Origin of the sequence: Streptomyces sp. NBC_00258 (assembly GCF_036182465.1) — a bacterium.
Taxonomy (GTDB): Bacteria; Actinomycetota; Actinomycetes; order Streptomycetales; family Streptomycetaceae; genus Streptomyces.
The window spans coordinates 3,678,729-3,693,501 of the sequence record NZ_CP108081.1; the positions used below are offsets into that span (position 1 = coordinate 3,678,729).

The window sequence follows — 14,773 nt, forward strand, 5'->3', positions numbered from 1 at the left end:
CGGACGGGCCGGGCAGGGGGCCGGCGTTGCCCGACTTCGCCGGATCAGAGTCCCTGACGCTCCGCGTCGGCCATGGATGGACGCCTGGGCTCTCCTGCTCCGCAGGACGGCATCCGTGACGCTCCGCGTCACCATCACGAGATTCGCTTCACCACCGACCTGAAGGCCGATGCACTGCGAATGAATCCCGGTAGCCGTCAGACACCCGTCGCTCACCGGCGGGCTCACCTCCGCGTGGACCGACGACGCGACCGCCGTCACCGAGGCCGTGCGGTATCTCGCGGCGCTCGGGCATCGGCGGGTCGCCCGGGGCGGCGGCGCTGGCGCGGTAGCGGCCCCGTACGGGCCGCGGGCGCGCTGAGAGCCATGTGACCTTCGCCGCTACCCGCTGTGGGACTGGGCAGGTGGGTTACCCGCAAGTAGCATGGGAGGTGAGCGCGCGCTCAGGGCGTGTGTGTCGCGCAGTAGTGCAATCCCGCATCTGGAGGAGAGCCATCGTGCCTCGTACCGTCAGGGACGTCGTCTTCGTCGACGGCGTCCGCACCCCGTTCGGCAAGGCGGGCCCGAAGGGCATCTACCACGAGACCCGTGCCGACGACCTCGTCGTGAAGGCGATCCGGGAGCTGCTGCGCCGCAACCCCGGTCTCGACCCGAAGAAGATCGACGAGGTCGCCATCGCCGCGACCACGCAGATCGGCGACCAGGGTCTGACGCTGGGCCGCACGGCCGGAATCCTGGCCGGGCTGCCGCAGTCCGTGCCCGGTTACTCGATCGACCGTATGTGTGCCGGTGCGCTGACCGCGGTCACCTCGACCGCCGGCTCCATCGCCTTCGGCGCGTACGACGCCGTCATCGCCGGTGGTGTCGAGCACATGGGCCGCCACCCCATGGGCGAGGGCGTGGACCCGAACCCGCGGTTCGTCAGCGAGAAGCTGGTCGACGAGTCCGCCCTGTTCATGGGCATGACCGCCGAGAACCTGCACGACCGCTACCCGCACATCACCAAGCAGCGCACCGACGAGTACGCCGTGCGCTCGCAGGAGAAGGCGGCCAAGGCCTACGCGAACGGCAAGATCCAGGCCGACCTGGTCCCGATCTCCGTACGCCGTACCAACGCCGAGGCGGGCGAGACGGGCTGGGGCCTGGTCACCGCCGACGAGCCGATGCGTCCCGGGACCACGCTGGAGAACCTGGCCGGTCTGAAGACGCCGTTCCGTGTGCACGGCCGGGTCACCGCCGGTAACGCGGCCGGTCTGAACGACGGCGCCACCGCGTCGATCATCGCGTCCGAGGACTTCGCCCGCGAGAACAACCTGCCGGTCAAGATGCGCCTGGTCTCGTACGCCTTCGTGGGTGTCGAGCCCGAGGTGATGGGCTACGGCCCGATCCCGGCCACGGAGAAGGCGCTGGCGAAGGCCGGTCTCTCCATCGAGGACATCAACCTCTTCGAGATCAACGAGGCCTTCGCCATCCAGGTCCTCGCGTTCCTCGACCACTACGGCATCGCCGACGACGACGCGCGCGTCAACCAGTACGGCGGCGCCATCGCGTACGGCCACCCGCTGGCCTCCTCCGGCGTCCGGCTGATGACGCAGCTGGCCCGCCAGTTCGAGGAGCAGCCGGAGGTCCGTTACGGCCTCACCACCATGTGCGTCGGCTTCGGCATGGGCGCCACGGTGATCTGGGAGAACCCGCACCACAAGGACGCCGGAGGCGACAAGTGAGCACCACTGAACTCCTGAAGGGCGCGGCCGAGCTGTTCCCCGACGAGGTCGTGACGTCGGCGCACGTACGCCACCTCGACCTGCCGTTCGGCGCCGGGCGCTTCGCGCTCATCACGCTCGACAACGGCCTCGACCACACCAAGCCGACCACCTTCGGCCCGGCCTCGCTGGCGAACCTCGACGCCGCGATCGACCAGGTCGAGAAGGAGGCCGCGGCCGGCGAGATCATCGGCGTCGGTGTCACCGGCAAGCCGTTCATCTTCGCGGTCGGCGCGGACCTCAAGGGCGTAGAGCTCCTGAAGGACCACAAGGACGCGCTGGCCATCGGCAAGGGCGGCCACGAGGTCTTCAAGCGCCTCGCGGCCCTCGCGGTCCCGACCTTCGCGTACTACAACGGCGCGGCCATGGGCGGCGGCGTCGAGGTCGGTCTGCACTGCACCTACCGCACGGTGTCCGCGGCCCTCCCCGCCTTCTCGCTCCCCGAGGTCTTCCTCGGTCTGGTCCCCGGCTGGGGCGGCTGCACCCTGCTGCCGAACCTGATCGGCGCGGACAAGGCCGTCTCGGTGATCATCGAGAACTCGCTCAACCAGAACAAGCAGCTCAAGGGTGCCCAGGTCTACGAGCTGGGCATCGCCGACGCCCTGTTCGAGGGCGCGGACTTCCTGGAGCAGTCGCTGATCTGGACGGCGTCCGTCCTCAAGGGCGAGATCGTCATCGACCGCCCGGCCGTCGACCGCGGCGAGGCCTGGGACCAGGCCGTCGCCAAGGGCCGCTTCATCGCGGACAGCAAGGTGCACGGGGCGGCCCCGGCCGCGTACCGCGCGCTGGACATCATCGCCGCGGCGAAGAACGGTGACCTGCAGCAGGGTTACGACGCCGAGGACGTGGCCCTCGCCGACCTGATCATGGGTGGCGAACTGCGCGCCGGCATCTACGCGTTCAACCTCGTGCAGAAGCGCGGCAAGCGTCCCGCGGGTGCCCCGGACAAGAACCTGGCCCGTCCGGTCACCAAGGTCGGTGTCGTGGGCGCCGGTCTGATGGCCTCGCAGCTCGCCCTGCTCTTCCTGCGCCGCCTGGAGGTGCCGGTCGTGCTGACCGACATCGACCAGGAGCGCGTCGACAAGGGTGTGGGCTACGTCCACGCCGAGATCGAGAAGCTGCTCGGCAAGGGCCGGATCAACCAGGACAAGGCCAACCGCCTCAAGGCCCTGGTGACCGGTGTGCTGGACAAGGCCGAGGGCTTCTCCGACGCCGACTTCATCATCGAGGCCGTATTCGAGGAGATCGGCGTCAAGCAGCAGGTGTTCGCGGAGGTCGAGGCGGTCGCCCCGGCGCACGCGATCCTCGCCACCAACACCTCCTCGCTGTCGGTCACCGAGATGGCGTCGAAGCTGAAGAACCCCGAGCGGGTCGTCGGCTTCCACTTCTTCAACCCGGTCGCGATCCTGCCGCTCCTTGAGATCGTGCGGGGCGAGGCGACGGACGACGCCTCCCTGGCCACGGCCTTCGCCGTCGCCAAGAAGCTGAAGAAGACCGCGGTTCTGGTGAAGGACGCCCCGGCGTTCGTCGTGAACCGCATCCTCACGCGCTTCATGGGCGAGATCCAGAACGTCATCGACGAGGGCACGTCGGTCGAGGTCGCGGAGAAGGCGGTGGAGCCGCTGGGCCTGCCGATGTCGCCGCTGGTGCTGCTTGAGCTGGTCGGTCCGGCGATCGGCCTGCACGTGTCCGAGACACTGAACCGCGCCTTCCCGGAGCGCTTCACGGTCTCCCCGAACCTCGCGGCCGTCGTCAAGGCGGGCAAGCGCGGCTTCTACGTGTACGACTCCGGGAAGCCGGAGCTGGACCCGGAGGTCGCCGCGCTGCTGCAGCAGGGCGATGCCGTGCTGACCGAGGAGCAGGTGCGGGCGCGGGTGCTCGACGCCGTCGCGCAGGAGATCGGGCTCATGCTCGACGAGGGTGTCGTGGCCGAGGCGCAGGACATCGACCTGTGCCTGATCACTGGTGCGGGGTGGCCCTTCCACCTGGGCGGGATCACGCCCTACCTGGACCGTGAGGGTGTCTCCGAGCGGGTCAACGGCAAGCCGTTCCTGGCGCGGGGTGTGGCCAGCGTCCCGGCGTAGCCGCTGCGCTGTGCTTGTCGGTGCCCCGTACGCCTGCCTGGCGTGCGGGGCACTTGACGTTCGTCCCGGGCCGGAAGTTTTTCGCCCCCGCCGCCCCTACCCATTCCCGTCCCTTTTCAGGGGCTCCGCCCCCGAACCCCCGCTCCTCAAACGCCGGAGGGGCTGAATACTGCGCAGTTCCCCGCACCCCCAGGTTTTTAGGGGCGCGGGGAACTGCGCGGCCAGCCACAGCCGACCTCCACCCGACAACCCACCCCACGGGGTCTGGGGCGAAGCCCCAGGGGACGGGACGGGTAGGGGCGGCGGGGGCGAGCTAAATGGTGTGCCAAGCCTCCAAGGCCAAGCCCGGCTCCTCCTTGCGGCGGGTCAGTAGGAGTTGGCCGGTGGTCGGCTGGAGGGTGGCGGCCGTGACGCGGCCCTCGTGGTCATGGCCCAGCGACAGCTGGACGTCCGTGGGGAGCTGGGGACCCGACTCGGTCCACCAGGCACCCGCCGACTCCTGCTCGGTCGGGTAGGCGGCGAAGGCGATACGGCCGCTCAGCGAACGCTGCGCGAGCAACGTGCAGTCGACACCGTCGAGTGTGCAGCGGATCGCGGACACCGGCCCCGGCCCGGCACAGGTCAGGAGCGCCACGGGCTCACTGCCGGCCCGCCACGCGCAAACGGTGTCCGTCTCGTCCGTGAAGAAGAGCGTCACGTGCTCGTCGGAGGTGCTGAGGGCCCGCAGGGTGCCGGGCCGGGCCGCCACCTTGAGCGGCTCCTCGTCGAGCGCGGGGATGTGGCCGGGGCCCGCCTGGGTCCAGCGCAGGATGCCCGCCGGCGAGGCCGCGTACAGCTCGACGAGCCCGGACTCCCGGGTCACGGCCGCCAGTTCGCCCTCGACCTCACGGCCCTTGAGGTCGCGCCACGGACCCCACCCGCCGCGTTCCTTCTGGCCGCGCATGCTGACGCCGCCGCCCCTGTTGGGTACGAAGACATGGGCGCGGCCCTGCGCGTCGACGGTGACGGCCGGTACTCCGGTCGCCTCGCCCGTCTTGTTGGGATGCCCGAGGGGATTCCAGTCGAGGGCCGCGAGGTGCGGCCGGAAGTGCGTGGCGTGGACGAGCCCCGACTCCTGTCCGCCGGTGGGGCGCCAGGACACCAGATGGGCGTAACCGTCGGTTCCCTGCCCCACGGCGAGCGCGGGGTGCACACGCTGGTCGCCGCCGACCGTACGGGGCGCCGACCAGGCACCGCCCGGGTGCTGCTCGGCCCAGCACCACACCGCTTCGTCCCGCGGGGCGTAGGCGCCGAGTCTGCCGTCCCGGCCGCGTATGAGCCAGTCACCGTTCACTGTGCGGACCATTGACACTCCCCCACTCTAATCGGGTCGTGTGATCCCCCTCCGTGCGACCCTGGCCACATGGACGCCCCGCTGCTCGTGATCGTCGACGCCGCCAATGTGGTCGGGTCCGTGCCCGACGGCTGGTGGCGTGACCGCCGGGGCGCCGCGGAGCGCCTGCGGGACCTGCTCGTCCCGTACGCCACCGACGGGCTTGCGGAGTACCCAGGTCCCCTGGAGCTGATCCTCGTGGTCGAGGGAGGCGCTCGCGGCACCGCCTCCGTCCCGGGCGTACGGGTCGACGAGGCGCCCGGCAGCGGCGACGACCGCATCGTGGAGCTGACCGCCGCGACCGCGGACCGTCGGCGGCTGGTGGTCACGGCCGACCGTGAACTGCGCCGCCGGGTGAGCGAGTTGGGCGCGGAGGTCACGGGTCCGCGCACGGTCCGCCCCTAGCACCGCACACCACGCACACCGCACACCGCACGTGGTCGTCGCCCTCACCCCACGCGCCCACGCACCGCCCCAGCCCCCTGGGAGCCACCTCACACGCACGCACAGCACCGCCCCGCCCGACGATGCCCACCTGCTCGTACCGGGCCGTCAGGAGCCGCCGTGGCGACGGCGGTCGGCGCGCCACCATACGTGGTCCGGCCCCGCAGTCTCCGCCGAGGCGGGACGTACGGGGCCGGTTGATCGCGAGGTCGGTCGATCGCGAGGGTCGGTTACTGGGTGTCTCCGCGCTGCGGCTTGATGACCTCGCCGGCCGTGGCCTCCTCACCGCGTCCGAGACGGCTGTGGGAGCGGCCGTACAGGAAGTACACGAGGAAGCCGAGCGCCATCCAGATGCCGAACCGCAGCCAGGTCTCGGCGGGCAGGTTGAGCATCAGCCAGAGCGAGGCGAGCACGGAGACGATCGGCAGGAACGGCACCAGCGGGGTGCGGAAGGAGCGGGGCAGTTCGGGGCGGGTGCGGCGGAGGATGATCACGCCGATCGCGACGACTACGAACGCGAACAGCGTCCCGATGTTGACCAGTTCGGCGAGCTCGCTGAGGCTGGTGAAGCCCGCGAGGATCGCGATGATCACGCCGAGCAGGATGGTCGGCCGGTGCGGGGTCTTGAAGCGCGGGTGGACGTGCGAGAAGAAGCGCGGCAGCAGTCCGTCGCGGCTCATCGCGAAGAAGACCCGGGTCTGGCCGAGGAGCAGGATCATGCAGACCGTCGTGAGGCCGACGGCGGCGCCGAAGCTGATGAAGCCCGCGAACCAGGGGTGCCCGGTGGCCTTGAACGCGTCGGCCAGCGGTGCGTCCACGGAGAGCTCGGTGTAGTGCTGCATACCGGTCACGACGATCGCCACCGCGACGTACAGCGTGGTGCAGATGATCAGTGAGCCGAGGATGCCGCGCGGCATGTCCCGCTGTGGGTTACGGGTCTCCTCGGCGGCCGTGGCCACGACGTCGAAGCCGATGAAGGCGAAGAAGACGACGGAGGCGGCGGTGAAGATGCCCATCACGCCGAAGTTGGAGGGGGCCCAGCCGAACATCAGCTGGATGAGCGGGGACTGGAGATCGCCGCCGGCCGACACCTCCTGCGCCTTCGGGATGAACGGGTCGTAGTTGTCGCCCACGATGAAGAAGGCGCCGGCGATGATGACGACGAGGACGACGGTGACCTTGATGGCGACGACGACCGCGGTGATCCGGGCGGAGAGCTTCATGCCGATCACGAGGATGCCGGTGAGGACCAGTACGAGGGCGGCGGCGAGGATGTCGAAGCCGAAGCCGTCGGCCCCCTCTCTCCCACTGAGGGAAGCCGGCAGGTGCCAGCCCGCGTTGTCCAGCAGCGAGGCGATGTAGCCCGACCAGCCGACGGCGACCACCGCCGTGCCGAGCGCGAACTCCAGAACGAGGTCCCAGCCGATGATCCAGGCGGGCAGTTCCCCGAGCGAGGCGTACGAGAACGTGTACGCCGAGCCGGCCACCGGGACGGTGGAGGCGAACTCGGCGTAGCAGAGCGCGGCGAGCGCGCAGACGACCCCGGCGACGACGAAGGCCAGGGCTACGGCGGGACCGGCGTTGTTCTTGGCGACCGTGCCGGTCAGGACGAAGATGCCGGTGCCGATGATGACACCGACGCCGAAGACGGTCAGATCCAGCGCGGACAAGGATTTCTTGAGCGCGTGCTCTGGCTCCTCGGTATCGAGGATGGACTGTTCGACCTTCTTCGTCCTGAAGAGGGTGCTGCTCACGGCGTACCTCCCACGCTTGTCGTCCTCGACATGATCGAGAGGGGGCGTGGTCCGTATGCCCCGGCGCGGCAGGTTTCACGCTAATGGGCCGGTTTCACCACCGTAAAGGGTGTGGAAACCGGCCCACTCGGCCGTGTGGGTCGCGTGCGGACCCGACTGTGCCGGTCGCGTGCGACCCGGCGTGTCAGTCGCGGGCGGACTCCACCGTGGCGTGGGCCTGCTCGGTGGGGGTCCCCCCGCTCGAGCGAAGCCGAGAGTGGGGGAGGCCGTCGAGCTTGGAGACGAGGCCGGTGACCTGCCGGGCGATGTCCGGTGCGGTCAGTCCGATCTCGGCCAGCACCTCCTTGCGGGAGGCGTGGTCGAGGAAGCGGGGCGGGATGCCGAAGTCGCGCAGCGGCATGTCCACGCCCGCGTCGCGCAGGGCCTGCGCGACGGCCGAACCGACACCGCCGACACGGGAGTTGTCCTCGACGGTGACGACCACGCGGTGCTGCTCGGCGAGCGGGGCCATGGCCTCGTCGACGGGCTTGACCCAGCGCGGGTCGACGACGGTCGTGGAGATGCCCTGCTTGTCGAGGAGGCCGGCGATCTCCAGGCACATCGGAGCGAGGGCGCCGACGGAGACGAGCAGCACGTCCGGGGCGTCGGTGCCCGGCTCGCGCAGGACGTCCATGCCGCCGATCCGGCCCACGGCGGGTACGGCGGGACCGACCGCACCCTTGGAGAAGCGGACCACGGTCGGCGCGTCGGTGACCTCGACGGCCTCGCGGAGCTGGGCGCGGACCTGGTCGGCGTCGCGCGGGGCGGCCAGCCGCAGCCCGGGGACGACCTGGAGGATCGACATGTCCCACATGCCGTTGTGGGAGGCGCCGTCGGTGCCGGTGATGCCGGCCCGGTCGAGGACGAAGGTGACGCCGCACTTGTGCAGGGCCACGTCCATCAGGACCTGGTCGAAGGCGCGGTTGAGGAAGGTCGCGTACACGGCGAAGACGGGGTGCAGGCCGCCGGTGGCGAGTCCGGCCGCCGAGACGGCCGCGTGCTGCTCGGCGATGCCGACGTCGTACACCCGGTCCGGGAAGGCCTTGGCGAACTTGTCGAGGCCGACCGGCTGGAGCATGGCGGCCGTGATGGCGACGACGTCCTCTCGCTCCTTGCCGAGCTTGACCATCTCCTCGCCGAAGACGGACGTCCAGTCGGCACCGGAGGAGGCGATCGGCAGGCCCGTGTCGGGGTGGATCTTGCCGACGGCGTGGAAGCGGTCCGCCTCGTCCTGGAGGGCGGGCTGGTAGCCACGGCCCTTCTCGGTGAGGCAGTGCACGATGACGGGGCCGCCGAAGCGCTTGGCGCGGACGAGCGCGGACTCCAGGGCCTCGATGTCGTGGCCGTCGATGGGGCCGACGTACTTCAGGCCCAGGTCCTCGAACATGCCCTGCGGGGCGATGAAGTCCTTGAGGCCCTTCTTGGCGCCGTGCAGGGTCTCGTAGAGCGGCTTTCCGACGACGGGCGTGCGCTCCAGGATGTCCTTGCCCCGGGCCAGGAAACGCTCGTAGCCGTCGGTGGTGCGCAGGGTCGCCAGGTGGTTGGCGAGGCCGCCGATGGTGGGGGCGTACGACCGCTCGTTGTCGTTGACGACGATGACGAGGGGGCGGTCCTTGGCGTCGGCGATGTTGTTGAGCGCCTCCCAGGCCATGCCGCCGGTGAGGGCTCCGTCGCCGATGACGGCGACGACGTGGTCCTCTTTTCGGAGGACCTCGTTGGCTTTCGCGAGGCCGTCGGCCCAGCCGAGGACCGTGGAGGCGTGCGAGTTCTCGATGACGTCGTGCTCGGACTCCGCCTGCGAGGGGTAGCCGGACAGGCCGCCCTTCATCTTCAGCTTCGAGAAGTCCTGGCGGCCCGTGAGCAGCTTGTGCACATAGGACTGGTGTCCCGTGTCCCACAGGACTCTGTCCTTCGGGGACTCGAAGACGCGGTGCAACGCGATGGTGAGCTCCACGACACCGAGGTTCGGGCCGAGGTGGCCGCCGGTCTTGGAGACCTCTTCGACGAGGAAGGTCCGGATCTCGCCTGCCAGCTGGTCCAGCTGCTCCAGGCTGAGCCGGTCCAGATCGCGCGGTCCCCTGATGCGGGTCAGCAGCGGCACCCGTGCCTCCTTGCAGTAGAGCTGATCGAGCTTTGCCGGGTCTGTCGAGTCTAATGTTCCGCCTTTCACGGCGGCGGCCGGGCTGTGCGTCGTACGTCACGCGTTCGGCCGTAAAACATCTCGCCCACGGCTCCCGCCACCAAACGCACACGGCCAGACGAAAGTGCCCGACACCGCCATTGGTGTCGGGCACTTGTCCGAAGGGGGCTTCGCCCCTAAGGGGCGCGGGGAACCGCGCGACCAGCCACAGCCGGCCCGCAGCTCTCCACAACCGTCAGGCCATGTACTGCTACGCGCGACCCGCGGTCTTCTGGGTCTTGCGGGTGATGGAGTCGATGACAACCGTGGCCAGAAGCACACCACCAGTGATCATGTATTGAACCGGCGTGGCGATGCCCTCGAGAGCCAGCCCGTACTGGATCGACGTGATCACCATGACACCGAGAAGCGCGTTCCACGTACGCCCGCGCCCACCGAAGAGGCTGGTGCCACCGATGACCGCCGCCGCGATGACGTTCATCAGAAGGTCACCCGCACCGGCGCTCTGGTTGGCCGCCGCGATCTTCGAGGACCAGAACAGACCGCCCACCGCGGCGAAGAAGCCCGCGATGGCGAAGACCGAGACCCGTACCGCCGTGACGTTGATACCGGCACGACGGGACGCCTCGACGCTGCCGCCGAGCGCGAAGATCTTGCGGCCGTAGGTCGTGCGGCGCAGCACGAAGTCCGTGATCACCAGGACCAGGACGAACAGCAGCAGCGCCAGGGGCAGACCCTTGTACTGGTTGAACATGATCGCCGCGGCGAAGGCGACGACCGCGAGGATCGCGGTGCGCACCACGATGTCGATGAGCGGCCGGGCCGGGATGCCCGCCGCCTCACGACGGCGGCTGTCCAGGAACGAGGTGACGAAGAAGAGCGCCACCGCGACCACCGCGAGCCCGTAGGCGGCCGCGACGTCCGAGAAGTAGTACGTGGTCAGCTTGCCGACCACGCCGTCGCCGTCGAGGTTGATCGTGCCGTTCTCGCCCAGGATCTGGAGCATGAAGCCGAGCCAGAACAGCAGGCCGGCCAGCGTGACCGCGAACGCGGGCGCGCCGATCCTGGCGAAGAAGAAGCCGTGGATCGCACCGATGGCCGCACCGCTGGCGAGGGCGATGAGCACCGACAGCCACTCGTTCACGCCGTTCGTGACGCTGAGCACGGCGGTGATGGCGCCCGCCACACCGCTGACCGAGCCGACCGACAGGTCGATCTCGCCGAGCAGCAGCACGAAGATGATGCCGACGGACATCATGCCGGTGGCGACCATCGCGACGGCGATGTTGTTGAGGTTCTCGGCCGAGAGGAAGGCCGAGTTGAGGCTCTGGAAGATGACGCAGATGACGATCAGGCCGACGACGACCGGGATCGAGCCCAGGTCACCGGCCCGCATCTTGCGCTTGAACTCGTCGAGGTAGCCGGCGAAGCCTCGCTCGCGCACCAGCAGCCGGGGGTCGACGGCGACATCGGCGCCCGCGGCGGCCTCGGGGTTCTCGACGACGTGGTCGTCGGGAGTGGCGGAGGTCTTGTCGATGCTCACTTCTGAGCCTCCCCGTTGCTGCGCGCCGCACGACGGGTCACGGCGTTGTCCGTGGCACCGGTGATGGCGGAAATGATCTCTTCCTGCGAGGTGGTCTTGACCTCGAAGACGCCGTTGTTGCGGCCGAGCCGGAGCACGGCCACCTTGTCGGCGACGGCCTTGACGTCGGCCATGTTGTGGCTGATGAGCAGGACCGCGTGGCCGCGCTCGCGCAGCCGCTCGACCAGGTCGAGGACCTGGGCGGTCTGCTCGACACCGAGGGCCGCGGTGGGCTCGTCGAGGATGACCAGCTTGGGCGCGCCGAGCATGGAGCGGGCGATGGCCACCGTCTGGCGCTGACCGCCGGAGAGCGAGGCGATCGGGATGCGCACGCTGGGAATGCGGATCGACAGCGTCTGGAGCAGCTCGCGGGAGCGGCGCTCCATCTCGACCTCGTCCAGGATGCCGCGCTTCTTCAGCTCACGGCCCAGGTAGAGGTTGCCGACGACGTCGATGTTGTCGCACAGCGCGAGGTCCTGGTAGACGGTCGCGATGCCCAGGTGCTGGGCGTCGTGCGGCTTGTTGATCTGGACGGTCTTGCCGTCCCATTCGATGACGCCCTCATCGATGGGGTGCACGCCGGCGATCGTCTTCACCAGCGTGGATTTTCCGGCGCCGTTGTCGCCGACCAGGGCGACCACCTCGCCGGCGTGGACCTCGAGCTCTACGTCGGTGAGCGCCTGGACGGCACCGAACCGCTTCGAGACCCCGCGCAACGCCAGGACAGGCGTAGCGGACACGTTAACCATCTCCTTCGCCGCCTGACCCGGCGGGAGGTTGTGCAGAAGAATTGGGGGAGGGAGGAAGTTTTCCGTCCGGCGCCCCGCCCTAGCTTGCGGGGCTGGTGGTTGCGGGGCGCCGGAGGAGCTTCGAGTACGCGAGCCCCGGACGGGATTCCCTGCGGGAATCAAGCCTCGTACGGGAATCCGATGATGAATTCCCGTACGCGGTAAGGGACTTGCGTTTTGGCTACTTGAGACCGATCTTGTCGCAGGCGGTCTTGAACTTCGCCGTGCAGATCTCGTCGACCGTGTAGATGCCGTCCTTGATGACGGTGTCGTTGATGTTGTCCTTGGTCAGCGACACGACGGGGACGAGCACCGACGGGACGCCCTTGGTGGTCGGGCTGTCGACCGAGTCCTTGGCGATGGAGTCGAGCTTCTCGCCCTTGGCGAGGGCGACGGCCATCTCCGCGGCGACGTCCGCCTCCTGCGGGTAGGGCTTGTAGACGCTCATGTACTGCTCACCCGAGACGATGCGCTGCACACCGGCGAGCTCGGCGTCCTGGCCGGTGACCGGCGGGAGCGGGGAGACGTCCGCGGCCTTCAGGGCCGTGATGATGCCGCCCGCCATGCCGTCGTTGGCGGAGTAGACGCCGACGATGTTGTTCTTGCCGATCGCGGAGATCGCGCCTTCCATGTTGGCGTTGGCGTTCTCCGGCTTCCACTCCTTGGTGTCGTACGACTTCGCGATGGCGACCTTGCCCTCGAGCTCGGACAGCGCGCCCTTCTTGAAGAGGGCGGCGTTCGGGTCGGTGACCGCGCCGTTCATCATGACGATCTTCGCGGAGGGCTTGGCCTTGTCGCCCAGGGCCTCCAGGAGCGCCTTGCCCTGGACGCGGCCGACCTCTTCGTTGTCGAAGGAGGTGTAGGCGTCGATCGGGCCCTCGGCCAGACGGTCGTACGCGACGACGGGGATGCCGGCGTCCTTGGCCTTCTTCACGCCGTTGGCGATGGCCTTGGAGTCCACCGCGTCCACGATCAGCACGTCCACCTTGTTGGTGATCATCGTGTCGACCTGCTGGGACTGCGTGGTGGCGTCCTGCTTGGCGTTGGCGTAGACGATCTCGCCCTTGTTGTTCGTGAGCTCCTTGACCTTCTTCTCGATCAGGGGCTTGTCGAACTTCTCGTACCGAGCGGTCTGGTTCTCCGGAAGGAGGAGGCCGACCTTGATGGCGTCACCCTTGGCCGCGGACTTCGTGCTGTCACCGTCGCCGGCCTCGTCGGCACTGCCACAGGCAGCCAGCGAGACAGCCATCGCACCTGCGGCAACAGCAAAGGCGGCGCGACGCATACGCGTATTCACTTCAGAAACCTCCCTGACGAGGCCGCGACGTTGCGGCCGAGGTGGCTGGAAGTCAACTCGGCCACAAGTGCGACGTCAAGAAGTAAATCCTTAACGAGATGGCAACGGTGCCATCCGTTCTCTAAGTGAAGGCAGGCGTGGCCGTGGTGAGCGAACCGTCCAAAAGGGTTGAATCGCCCATCTCGCTGAGTGCGAGAGCGAGCGCCCCGAGGACCTCCGCCCGGCCGCCAAGTGCCCCTGGCAGAACGGATAGTTGACGTGCCGCACTGGGGATCGCATAGCGGCCGACGGACTCCCTTATGGGCCCGAGCACGAGCTCTCCGGCCTCAGCGAGATCACCGCCGAGAACCACGCGACTCGGGTTGAGCAAGTTGCAGAGATTGGCGACTCCACTGCCGATGTGTCGGCCGACGTCGGCGATCACCCGACGGCAGCCAGGGTCTCCGTCCCTCGCCAGTCGTACGACACCTTCCATGGTCAGGTCCGTGCCGTGGCTGGACTGCAGGAGCGGCAGCACATAGCGTGCCGCCGCGAAGGTCTCCAGGCAGCCCCGGTTGCCGCAGCGACAGACCGGGCCGGACTCGTCAAGAGTAATATGCCCGATTTCTCCCGCTGTGCCACCCGGGCCACGGTAGATCTTGCCGCTGATCACCAGTCCGGCGCCGACACCGCTGGCGACCTTGATGTATGCCAGGTCCCGTACGCCCCGGCCGCTCCCCCAGACGAGTTCGCCGAGGGCTCCCAGGTTGGCGTCGTTGTCGACGTGCACCGGCACACCGAGCCGTCCGCCCATCTCCTCGGCGGGCTTGGTGCCGGTCCAGCCCGGCAGGATGGCGGTGGAGCCGAGCGTCCCGGACTCCACGTCGATCGGCCCCGGCACGCCGAGCCCGACGCCCGCGATCTTCGTACGGTCCACGCCGGTGGCCGCGATCAGGCGGCTGACCAGCTGTTCCGCCCGGTCGAAGCCCTGTGCGGCGGAGGCGTCCACGTCGAGTGGCTCGGACTCCTCGGCGAGGACCTGATGGGCGAGGTTGCCGACCGCGACGCGCAGATGCGTGTGCCCGAAGTCGACGCCGATCACAATGCCGGCATCGCCGCTGAGACTGACGCTGCGCGCCCTCCGGCCGCCCGCCGAGGTGGGCGTGACCTCGACCGTTCCGCCGTCCTTCAGCTCCCGGACGATGTTGGAGACCGTGGCCGCGGACAGGCCCGTGGTCCTCGCGATCTCGGCCTGCGTGAGCGACCCGGCCAGGCGCACCGCGCGTACGACCCGTTCGAGATTGGCTCGGTGCAGCGACGACTGCGACCCCGGAGTCTCCACGACGACCTCCTGCGTACGGGGTCGCCTCAGTGAGACCCCGTCTATGTCCAACTAGTGAACTCTAAGCTGAGCCGTTTGGGTTGCCTCCCGTCAAGAGGTTGAGCAAGAGAGGGGCGCGCCGGCGCCCGCACACACAAGGGTGGCCCCGGCGCCAATCCGGGACCACCCTCGCAAACCGAACCGACGGCC

The 14,773-nt window shown here is 69.0% G+C and carries 10 protein-coding genes and 1 pseudogene; 4 read left to right on the forward strand and 7 right to left on the reverse strand.

Going from position 1 to position 14,773, the window contains the following annotated elements; genetic code table 11:
• Positions 1–190: 190 nt before the first annotated feature.
• The 3 genes and pseudogenes from OG718_RS16420 to OG718_RS16430 all read left to right on the forward strand — a co-directional run.
• A pseudogene (locus OG718_RS16420) lies at positions 191–331 on the forward strand (LacI family transcriptional regulator); the annotation flags it as partial.
• Positions 332–497: 166 nt separating this feature from the next.
• The gene (locus tag OG718_RS16425; RefSeq protein ID WP_143638406.1) at positions 498–1,724 is read left to right on the forward strand and encodes a thiolase family protein; all 1,227 of its coding nucleotides are present in this window, start codon (positions 498–500) and stop codon (positions 1,722–1,724) included.
• Complete coding sequence (locus OG718_RS16430) at positions 1,721–3,847, forward strand: 3-hydroxyacyl-CoA dehydrogenase NAD-binding domain-containing protein (RefSeq protein ID WP_143638404.1); 2,127 nt, start codon at positions 1,721–1,723, stop codon at positions 3,845–3,847. Before OG718_RS16425 ends, OG718_RS16430 begins: the two co-directional genes overlap by 4 nt.
• A gap of 313 nt (positions 3,848–4,160) precedes the next feature.
• On the opposite strand, the gene OG718_RS16435 is transcribed toward OG718_RS16430, so the two are convergent.
• Positions 4,161–5,180 carry a hypothetical protein gene (locus tag OG718_RS16435; protein WP_328847777.1) on the reverse strand — a complete coding sequence of 340 codons (1,020 nt, stop codon included), beginning with the start codon at positions 5,178–5,180 and terminating at the stop codon, positions 4,161–4,163.
• Between the two features lie 69 nt (positions 5,181–5,249).
• Between OG718_RS16435 and OG718_RS16440 the strand changes: the two genes are divergently transcribed.
• Positions 5,250–5,624 carry an NYN domain-containing protein gene (locus tag OG718_RS16440; RefSeq protein ID WP_143638402.1) on the forward strand — a complete coding sequence of 125 codons (375 nt, stop codon included), beginning with the start codon at positions 5,250–5,252 and terminating at the stop codon, positions 5,622–5,624.
• Positions 5,625–5,893: 269 nt separating this feature from the next.
• Here the strand turns inward: OG718_RS16440 and OG718_RS16445 are convergent, their stop codons facing one another.
• From OG718_RS16445 to OG718_RS16470, 6 genes are all read right to left on the reverse strand, one after another.
• Complete coding sequence (locus OG718_RS16445; protein WP_143638400.1) at positions 5,894–7,417, reverse strand: amino acid permease; 1,524 nt, start codon at positions 7,415–7,417, stop codon at positions 5,894–5,896.
• Between the two features lie 184 nt (positions 7,418–7,601).
• Positions 7,602–9,557 (reverse strand): 1-deoxy-D-xylulose-5-phosphate synthase, encoded by a 1,956-nt coding sequence (gene dxs / locus OG718_RS16450; RefSeq protein WP_143638398.1) that lies wholly within the window; start codon positions 9,555–9,557, stop codon positions 7,602–7,604.
• A 289-nt stretch (positions 9,558–9,846) separates the two neighbouring features.
• Positions 9,847–11,139 (reverse strand): sugar ABC transporter permease, encoded by a 1,293-nt coding sequence (locus tag OG718_RS16455; protein ID WP_269647611.1) that lies wholly within the window; start codon positions 11,137–11,139, stop codon positions 9,847–9,849.
• Positions 11,136–11,927, reverse strand: a complete 792-nt coding sequence (locus tag OG718_RS16460; protein WP_200395366.1) for an ATP-binding cassette domain-containing protein — start codon at positions 11,925–11,927, stop codon at positions 11,136–11,138. Before OG718_RS16460 ends, OG718_RS16455 begins: the two co-directional genes overlap by 4 nt.
• Before the next feature lie 220 nt (positions 11,928–12,147).
• Complete coding sequence (locus tag OG718_RS16465; RefSeq protein ID WP_186001220.1) at positions 12,148–13,251, reverse strand: substrate-binding domain-containing protein; 1,104 nt, start codon at positions 13,249–13,251, stop codon at positions 12,148–12,150.
• A 133-nt stretch (positions 13,252–13,384) separates the two neighbouring features.
• Positions 13,385–14,584, reverse strand: a complete 1,200-nt coding sequence (locus OG718_RS16470; RefSeq protein ID WP_143638390.1) for an ROK family transcriptional regulator — start codon at positions 14,582–14,584, stop codon at positions 13,385–13,387.
• Between the last annotated feature and the right edge of the window lie 189 nt (positions 14,585–14,773).

Bases quoted from the DNA above. Each gene is read 5' to 3' on its own strand.
- OG718_RS16465 (WP_186001220.1), bottom strand. From the start codon at position 13,251: ATGCGTCGCGCCGCCTTTGCTGTTGCCGCAGGTGCGATGGCTGTCTCG.
- OG718_RS16440 (WP_143638402.1), top strand. From the start codon at position 5,250: ATGGACGCCCCGCTGCTCGTGATCGTCGACGCCGCCAATGTGGTCGGG.
- OG718_RS16460 (WP_200395366.1), bottom strand. From the start codon at position 11,927: ATGGTTAACGTGTCCGCTACGCCTGTCCTGGCGTTGCGCGGGGTCTCG.